At 73.9% G+C, this 7,676-nt stretch carries 4 protein-coding genes; all 4 read left to right on the top strand.

Going from position 1 to position 7,676, the window contains the following annotated elements; all coding sequences use genetic code 11:
• Nucleotides 1-1,313: 1,313 nt before the first annotated feature.
• The 4 genes from ACFW1A_RS35990 (at nucleotide 1,314) to ACFW1A_RS35975 (ending at nucleotide 7,515) form a co-directional block, all read left to right on the top strand.
• Nucleotides 1,314-2,549, top strand: coding sequence for a hypothetical protein (locus ACFW1A_RS35990; RefSeq protein WP_380416947.1), 1,236 nt, complete (start codon nucleotides 1,314-1,316; stop codon nucleotides 2,547-2,549).
• Nucleotides 2,550-2,560: 11 nt separating this feature from the next.
• On the top strand, nucleotides 2,561-4,789 hold the full coding sequence (locus ACFW1A_RS35985; RefSeq protein ID WP_380416944.1) for a tetratricopeptide repeat protein: 2,229 nt from the start codon (nucleotides 2,561-2,563) through the stop codon (nucleotides 4,787-4,789).
• Between the two features lie 280 nt (nucleotides 4,790-5,069).
• Nucleotides 5,070-5,963, top strand: a complete 894-nt coding sequence (locus ACFW1A_RS35980; protein ID WP_380416942.1) for a hypothetical protein — start codon at nucleotides 5,070-5,072, stop codon at nucleotides 5,961-5,963.
• 340 nt (nucleotides 5,964-6,303) lie between these two features.
• Nucleotides 6,304-7,515 (top strand): arylsulfotransferase family protein, encoded by a 1,212-nt coding sequence (locus ACFW1A_RS35975; protein ID WP_380416939.1) that lies wholly within the window; start codon nucleotides 6,304-6,306, stop codon nucleotides 7,513-7,515.
• The last annotated feature ends 161 nt before the right edge of the window (nucleotides 7,516-7,676 follow it).

Genomic DNA, 7,676 nt, shown 5'->3' with positions numbered 1-7,676 from the left:
GCCGACCTGGTGCCCCGGGCTGTCCCGCGACCTGGCGCCCCGGCCGTCCGGCGAGGGAAGCGGCGGGCCGGCGCGCCCGAGGCCGGGCACGGGTCCCCGTGCAGCGGCAGTGCTCAGCTCCTTCAGCTCCTTGAGGTCCTTCCGCTCCTTCCGCTCCTTCCGCGAGAGCGGACAGGCCTGGATCCGGCATGCCCGACATGCCGGACTGGGGACACCAGACCGGATACGACAACCGAGGTACGGCAGCGACTGGTCGACGCCCGAAAGGACCAGCGGGGGCAGTGAGTTCGACGGGCAGTGGGATGACGCGACGGACGTATTCGCGCTCGTAGGTCGGACACCGACCGGTGTGGTCCGCCGTCGGGTGTCGCCCTGCTCCCGTGGAGCGGTCTTCATCAGCCGTTCACCTCAGCAGGGCCCGAGCGGAAGCCTTGATCGCCGTTCCGGGGCGGGAGCGGGCTTCGGTTCGGGGGTCCGAGTCCGCCCCGGGATGTGCCCGTATGCGGCCGATTCCGGGGCGGAATCACCCGTGCCGGATCCGTTGACACCGTCGCGAGCCATGAGCATGCTGACTGCAGCTGAGTCAGCGTCAGCTTCAGAGAATCCCAACATCCCTCCCTGTAAAGGGAGTTGTTCGGCACAGAGATCGTCGTGCGTGTGCCCGGTCCCGGTCCGCCCGGCCGGCGCCGCCCGTCGGCTCCACCTCGGAGCCTTTCGCCGGCTCACTGCCTCCTGGTCGCGAGCAGCCCTGCCCGGGGCGGCCGCGGCCCGAGATCAGCCGAGGAGGTGAACACCATGAAGAAGATCGTCGTGCGCAAGCCCGGCTCGGTCCGTCTGACCAGCGCCGCGCAGCCGCTCTACGGCTGTACCTGCGTCGCCGCCTGATCGGACGCCTCCGCGCACCCGACCCGGCAGACCCGGCAAGGACCGGCAGACCCGGCCGCGGGGTGGCCGGCATGAAGAAGACCGTCGCACGCAGGACCGACTCGGCCCGCCCGGCCGACCCTGTGTCACCGGTCTACACCACATGCCACCGCCGCCGCAACATCCGCACCGGCGTCTGAGCGGCACCGTCACGGTGCCCCGCGCCCCGGCCCGGGACCGTGGGCGGCCGGCACGAAGGGGATCGTCCTGCGCAGGCCCGGTACCGGTCCGTCCGGCCGGGGCCGCGCCGGCGTTCTCCGCGTCCGCCTGCGAACTCCCGTACCGAGGAACCCGGTTCGCCGTTCGGTGGATGGGCCGCCCGGACCTGGCGGCCCATCCACCGTCCTCGCTACGAATCCCGACGGCTCCAGCCCTCCTGAGGAGCGTGCGTGCAATCCACAACCGGCAGCGGCCTGCCCGAGACCGACCTCGACCACCCCCGGGCGCTCCATCCGCTGGTGTTCCTCCCCGACGGGGAGGACGTGGTGGTCGGCCGGGCCGACATCGACGAGTACGTCGTGCTGCCCGCCGACGGTGCGGCCCTGGTCCGCTTCCTGGTCGACGGACTGACGCCCCGCCAGGCGGCCGACCGGTACGCCGAGGAGTTCGGCGAGACCGTCGACATCACGGACTTCCTGTCCACCCTGGAGGAGTTGGGCTTCCTCGCCGCGCCCGGCGAGGCCGCGCCGCCGCCCGCCGCCCCGGCACCGGTCCGCTGGCAGCGACTGGGCCGAGCCGTGTTCAGCGCACCCGCCTGGCTCTGCTACGCGGCCGTCGTCGCGGCCTGCGCGCTCGAGATGGTCCGCGTCCCGGAGCTCGCGCCGAGCAACCACCACCTGTTCTTCACCAGTTACTTCACGGTGATCGAACTCACCCTGTTCCTGGGGCAGTTCCCGCTGCTGCTGATCCACGAGGGCTTCCACACGCTGGCCGGGCGGCGCCTCGGCCTGCGCTCCCGGCTGGGGATCGGCCACCGGATGATGTACCTCGTCCTGGAGACCTCGATGGACGGCCTGGTCGCCGTTCCCCGGCGCAAGCGCTACCTGCCCATCCTGGCGGGCATGGTGGCCGACGTCCTGGTGATCGCCCTGCTCACGCTGGCCGCCGACGCCAGCCGGACACCGAGCGGTGCCTTCCCGCTGGCCGGCCGGCTCTGCCTGGCCCTGGCCTACGCGACCCTGCTCCGGTTGGCCTGGCAGTTCTTCCTGCACCTGCGCACCGACCTCTACGTGCTGGCCACCACCCTGCTCGGCTGCGTGGACCTGCACACGGCCGCCCGCGGCACGCTGCGCAACGCCGCGCGCCGCTGGACCGGGCGGCCGGCGGAGGACCCGGAGCGCTGGCACCCGACCGACCGCCGGGTGGCCCGCTGGTACGCCTGGCTGATGGCGGGCGGCTACGCCCTCACCGCGGTCAGCTTCGTCATCGTGGTACTGCCGGTCGGCCTGACCTTCGTGCTCGGCGTCCTGCGGCGCTACAACGGCCACGGCTCGGCCGCCGGGCTGATCGACTCCACCGTCCTCGTCGCCCTCAACGCCGCCCAGCTGATCGCCGTCGGCTGGCTGGCCCACCGAAACCGCCGGCGCGCCCGCGCCGCCGGCGCCCAGCCCGTCAGCGTCGGATGAAAGGCAGCACCGTGACCGGAACCAGCACCGCCGCCAGCACCCCGCAGCACCTCTGGCTCCGGAGCGCCGATCCGGCCGGGCGCCGCACGGCCGTCGAAGCCCTGGCGGTGCCGGCGGTACTGGCCGCCACCAGTGCCCACCGTCGGCTGCGCGGCCCGTACACGGCCGCGGGGAACCTGCTGCGGGAGATCGTGCCGGACGCGCTGGTGCGCTGTCCCGACTCGGTGACCCGGCACGACGTGGAGATCCTCTCCGCCTCGCCGGAGCTGCGCGCGATCGTCCCCGCGAGCCGGGAGACCCTCACCTCGCTGGCCGTACCCGCCGAGCGCACCCGCTTCTACTCGCGGCTGCGCACCCTGCGGATCGCCCACGGCCTGACCGAGTTCTTCACCGACTACCTCAAGGCGCTCGGTGACGGTCCGCGCACGCTCGTGGTCCACGACCTGCACCTGGCCGACCCGACCGACCGCGAGCTGGTCGCCGTCCTGCTGCGCCGGATGGATCCGGCGGTGCTCACCCTGGTGCTGACCACCGGCACCGAGCTGCCGGCCGAGCCGGACACGCCGGTCGCCGTGCCGCTGTCCGAGGCGCTCGAGACCCACTGCCGCCGGCTGGACCACGACGCCGAGCCGGCGCCGCTGCCCGCCGACCCGGCCCGCCGGTTCGTCGAGGAGGACGGGACGTCGGACGACCCGCGGATGCTGGCCGCCTACCGGTCGCTCGCGGCGGACGACCGGGCCCTGCTGCACGACACCCGCCGCCAGGTGCTGGAGCTGAGCGGCGAGCCCTCGCTCGCGCTGGGTGCGATCGCCTGGCACGCGGAGCACGGCAGCGACCCGGCCGGCGCGGGCCGCAAGGCCCTGATGCACGCGCTGAACTACTGCATGGACATGGGGTTCTACCACGCGGTGGTGGACTACGGCAGCCGCGGCCGCGCGCTGACGACCTTCGCCGAAGACGCGGACGCCTGGTGGATCTTCAGCACCAAGATGACCACCTCCTACGCCGCGCTCGGCGTCCCGGACGAGGCGCTCCCGATCTACGCCGAGGCCCGCGCCGCCTGCGACAGCCCCAGCATCCACATGCAGGCCGCGTACGCCACCGCGATGCTCTACACCCGCCACCTGGACGAGGACCACCGCGACCACGTCCTGGCCCGCGGCTGGATCAACCAGGCCATCGCGTTCGCCCGGCTGCACGGCGCGCCCAAGGAGCGCGCCATGCAGACCGCCTTCAACCGCAACGGGCTCGCCCTGATCGAGGTGCACGACAAGCGCCCGCTGGAGGCGCTCAAGCTGCTGGACGAGGCGATCGCACTCCTCGACGAGGCCCTGGACCCGGGGGAGCAGGGCCTGCACCGCTCGGTCCTGCGGTACAACCGGGCCCAGGTCCACAACGCCATCGGCCGCTACCCGGAGGCGCTGGCCGACTACGCGGCCGTCATCGAGCTCGACCCCAACTACGCCGAGTACTGGTTCGACCGCGGCATGATCCGCCGCAAGGCCGACCAACTCGACCTGGCGCTGTCCGACTTCGAGCAGGCGATCAAGCTGTCCCCGCCGTTCCCGGAGGCGTACTACAACCGGGCCGACGTCCGCGCCGAACTGGGCGACCTGGCCGGCGCGGTGGCGGACTTCGGCTACGTGCTGGAGCTGGACCCCGGGTTCACCGACGCCCACCTCAACCGGGCCGCCCTGCTCGCCGAGCTGGGCGACCAGGACGCCGCCTGGCGGGATGTCGGGGCGGGCCTGCGGATCGACCCCGGGCACGCCCAACTGCTCTGCCTGAAGGGACAGTTCCACGCCGCCGAGGAGGACTTCGAGGCGGCCGCCCTGGCCCTGTCGGCGGCCCTGGCGGCCGACCCGACGAATGCGGAGGCGTGGGCACTGAGCGGCGGACTGGCCCATCAGCGGGGCGACTTGGCGCGGGCGCTGGCGGACCTGGAGACGGCCCGCGCGCACTCCGCCGACCCCGGCATCGCCTTCAACCTCGCGGTGGCGCGGCACGACTCGGGGCACCTGGCGGAGGCGCTCGACCTGCTGGACGAGGTGGTGGCGCAGACCGAGGACGCCGACGCCCGGCTGCGCCGCGCCCAGGTGCTGATCGCCCTCGGGCGCGACGCCGACGCCCGGGCGGACCTCCAGGCCTGTGTCGAGGCCGGGCAGGACCCCGAGCTCGGCCTCGACCCCGATGTCGCCGCCGAGGCCGCCGCCCTGCTCGCCACCCTGACGGCGCACTGACCGGCGGCGGTGACCGAACGGCCCGGGGCGGGCCCTGCTCGGCAGGGCTCGCCGGTCTCCTGCTCGGCAGGGCCCGCCGGTCTCCTGCTCGGCCGCGGGCGGGTGTGCGGGCCCCGTGCCGAGCCGCCGGCCGCAGGTGGCCGACGGCCCCGCCTGCGCCCCCGTCCACGTCGCTCTATGTTGAAGGCAGACCTGCATCCGCCGCCGGGCCGGCCAGCCCAGACCGGCCGGGGCGGGCGCACGCCGCCGCCCCGCAGACGAGAACCACCGAAGGTGCCCGATGTCCGTCACCCGCGAAGGAGCCCGGGGCCGGCGAGCCGCGCGCACCGGCACCGGACGGGTACGGATCGCGGCCGGTCTCGCCATGATCGCGGTGTCCTGGCCGCTCTACTGGACGACGGTCGGCCCGTTCCTGCTGGTGCTCTTCTGCGTCCTGTGGACCGGCTACGTCCTGTGCGTCGACGGTGTCGTCCACCGGCGCACCGGGCGGTCGGCGCTCGACCGCAGCCCGCTCGGCTTCGCGGCCCTGTTCCTCCTGTCCAGCGGGTTCTGGTGGCTCTACGAGCTCTTCAACCTCGCCACGCACAACTGGGCCTACGTCGTCCCGGACCAGCCGGGCCCGGCCCTGTTCCGGCTGGAGAAGACACTGTGCTTCGCCACCGTCCTGCCCGCGCTGGTGGAGACGGCGGACCTGCTCCGGTCCCTGCGCCCCGCCCGTCCCGAGCCGGCCGACGACCGCACGGTCCCGCGGCCGGTCCTCGCCGCGGTCGCCGTGCTGGGCGCGCTCTGCGCCGGCGCGGTCCTGGTCCGGCCGCACGACGCCTACATGCTGATGTGGTTCGTGGTGTTCCTGGTCCTCGACCCGCTGAACGCCCGGGCGGGCGGCCGCAGCCTGCTGGTCCAGATCCGTCGGGGCCACTGGGGCGAGTTCGCCGTCTGGTCGCTGGCCGGGCTCGGCTGCGGCTTCCTGTGGGAAATGTGGAACTCGGGAACCGCCGCGCAGTGGATCTATGACACGCCGGGGGTCAACGGCGCCCCGCACCTCTTCCGGATGCCGCTGCCCGGCTTCGCCGGCTACCTCCCCTTCGCCTGGTCCGCCTACGCGGTCGTCGAAGCGGCCGCCCGCGTCCTGCGGCTGCCCCTGCCGGCTCCCGGTGCACCGGCCGACCGGTGATGCCGCCGCCCCTCGCCGGGCCGTCCGGCCTGGCGGTGGCTCAGGATCCGGACCGTCATTGACGCCAGGGCGATCATGCGGCTAGCTTCACCGCCATGCAGCAGCGTGCTCTCCTCCTGACGACGCGGGGTCACATCGACCTCCAGCGCGTCTGCTCCGCTGCCTGTCGTCGCTCCTGCTGAGCGACCCCCTCCCGCGCGTAACCCCGCCCCCGCCGACCCGTCAGGGTCCGCCGGGCGACGCGCCCGCAGCTCCTGACCGCGCCGCCGCGCGGTCCCCGGCTGCCCCGAACTCCACTGCCGACGTGCGCCATTGGCGTACCCAGTTGCCAAGGACCGATATGCGCAAGCTCACCCGCACCGCCCTCGCCGCTGCCCTGGCCCTGGTGGCCGCGCTGCCCGCCGCCGCATCCGCCACCGCGGCGGATGCGGGAAGCGGCGCGGTACTCCCGCCGCTGACCGTCCTCACCGACACCTCCCGCGCCGGCCACGGCGACCTGTTCCTGTCGCCCAACTCCAGCAACCCGCGCTACGCCGGCGGGGTGGAGATCCTCAGTGCGGACGGCCGCCGGGTGGTCTGGTCGCATCCGGTGCCGGCCGGGCAGGAGGCGGCCGACTTCCGCAAGCAGACCTACCGCGGCCGGCCCGTGCTCACCTGGTGGCAGGGCACCGGGCTCGGCGGTCTGGCCAGCGGCGTGGACTACCTCTACGACGCGCACTACCGCAAGATCGGCGAGGTGCGGGCCGGCAACGGCTACACCGCCGACGGGCACGAGTTCCTGATTACCCGTCAGAACACGGCGCTGATCCTGGCGTACACCGAGGCGACCGCCGACCTGACCTCGATCGGCGGCCCGGCCCGGCAGAAGGTGATCAACGGCGTCGTGCAGGAGATCGACATCCGTACCGGCAAGGTGCTGTTCGAGTGGAACAGCGCCGACCACGTGCCCTACGCGCAGAGCGAGCAGCCGCTGCCCGCCTCGCCGGACACCCCCTGGGACTGGTTCCACATCAACGCCGTCAAGCCGGACGGCGAGGGCAAGCTGCTGGTCGACGCCCGCAACACCTGGACCACCTACCAGATCTCCCGCGAGAGCGGCCGGATCAACTGGCAACTGGGCGGCAAGGCGAGCTCGTTCACCCTCACCGCTGCCGACGGTCGAGTGCTGGACCGGGACGGCGAGCTGTTCGCCTGGCAGCACGACCCGGAGCCGCTCGGCGACGACCGCTACAGCTTCTTCGACAACGAGTCCGCCGGTGCGGCCAACAGCGGCAACGGCGCGGTGCTGGAACTGCCGTACAGTCGGGCGATCACGGTGCAGCTGGACCCGCGGACCCACCGCGCCGTGCTGGTCCGCTCCTTCGACCAGCCGGCCGGGCTGAGCGCCTCCTCGCAGGGCAACGCGCAGCCGCAGCCGGGCGGCGGACTCGTGGTCGGCTGGGGATCGCTGCCCTACGTCTCGGAGTTCAGCCGCACCGGGCAGCTGGTCTTCAACGCCCAGCTCCCGGCCGGGGTGAACAGCTACCGCGCCTACCGCTTCGACTGGCGCTGACCCGCGGTCGGGGGGGGGGGGGCGGGGCCCCCGCCCCCCCCCCCCCGCCCCCCGCCGCCCCGGCGGGCGCACCGGCCCCCCCGGGGGGCCGGGCGCCGCGCGGGGGCGGGGGGCCGCGCGGCCCCCGGCCCCCCCCCCGCCGTACGGGATCCCGCTCCACC

Source organism: Kitasatospora sp. NPDC058965, from assembly GCF_042741245.1.
Lineage (GTDB): Bacteria > Actinomycetota > Actinomycetes > Streptomycetales > Streptomycetaceae > Kitasatospora.
The sequence above is the reverse complement of the archived record's forward strand: the minus strand, read 5'-3'. Positions and strand labels throughout refer to the sequence as shown.